The sequence below is a fragment of the Thiolapillus sp. genome (assembly GCF_048562965.1).
GTDB lineage: Bacteria > Pseudomonadota > Gammaproteobacteria > Chromatiales > Chromatiaceae > Thiolapillus > Thiolapillus brandeum_A.
Map to the genome: position 1 here is coordinate 1 of NZ_JBHNMF010000790.1, position 1,366 is coordinate 1,366.

The 1,366-nt window shown below is 55.4% G+C and carries 1 protein-coding gene; it reads left to right on the forward strand.

All coding sequences use genetic code 11. The annotated features are described in order from the left end of the window. Positions 1-723: 723 nt before the first annotated feature. Complete coding sequence (locus tag ACOCD2_RS20110; RefSeq protein ID WP_419625959.1) at positions 724-1,227, forward strand: hypothetical protein; 504 nt, start codon at positions 724-726, stop codon at positions 1,225-1,227. The last annotated feature ends 139 nt before the right edge of the window (positions 1,228-1,366 follow it).

Sequence of the window (1,366 nt, forward strand, 5' to 3'; positions counted from 1 at the left end):
GTTTGGCTCGGAGTATGGCGTACAAAGGGATTCATCCGGTGGTAAGGAAAGTGAAGAAATCCTATAAAGCGGGAGTATCCCTGAGTAAGCAGGCCATGCGTGAATTGGAAAAACGATTTGGGCTCTTCTCCGCTTTGATGAGTGAGCAGAATGTACAATAAATTGCTAATTATTTGAATATGAACAATTTAATCCAGGTAGAACGGGGCTGTATGATTTGCTCCATCAACATCTGGCTCAGGGCAGTAGCTGTCCATTTTTCAACCCCTCTCCGCCTGTACCAGCCATATGCTTGTGCGACTGATACAGACGGCGAAGGGCAGAAAAATGGACAAAAGCTCACTCATCAAAGCGGAGAAGAACCACGATTTGACAGAAAACCTGATCTGGAATCATGGTTTGTCACAATCAATCCGATTACAAAATTGGGGTAATCTATTTTTTCCGAGGCCCTTACTTGATATTGAGAGACCGCTGAAGAAGTCGTGAACTCACATCTGGCGCTCGAGCCGTCCGAAAGCTTCGCCCTGACTTGTTCACAGGTCCCGTGGCGGTGCTATGATGCTGCGCCATGTCCCTGCCTGTAGAACAGATCCTGCCCCAACTGCACAACGCGCTGGCTCACGGTCATGCTGTGCTGTCTTCACCGCCGGGATCCGGCAAGACCACGAGAGTACCGCTGGCGTTGCTGGATGCCCTTGGTTACAAGAGCGGAAGATCATCATGCTGGAACCCCGCCGTCCGGCGGCGCGCATGGCGGCCCGTTACATGGCTCATTTGCTCGATGAAGCTGTTGGCGGCCCCGTCGGGTACCCGGTACGCATGGAGCGCAGGATTGGCAGCCACACCCGTATCGAAGTGCTGACGGAAGGATTGCTGGTCAGGCGCCTGCAGTCCGATCCTGAACTGTCCGGTGTCGGGCCGATCATTTTTGATGAATTCCACGAGCGGTCACTGCAGGCCGACCTGGGTCTTGCCCTGTGTCTCGATATCTGTAGTTCACTGCGGGAGGATCTGCGGCTGCTGGTCATGTCTGCCACCCTGGACGAGCAGGCAGTGGCCGATCTCCTGGGAGGAGCTGTGGTGACTTCCGATGGTGATCTCCCCCCGGTGGATATACGTCACCTGGGTAGGTCGGTGGGGCGCGACATCCTGCCTGCCACACGCCGGCTGGTCCTGCAGGGAGCAACAGGGAGACATTTTGGTCTTCCTGCCGGGCAAGGGTGAGATGAACCGGCTGGAAGAACAGCTGCAGTCAGCTTCCCTGTCCCGTGAGATCCTGCAGCTTCACGGTGAGATGGATGCTGACAGCCAGGCAAAGGTACTGGTGCTGGGCAAGCATCATGCGCCGCGCATCGTGCTGGCT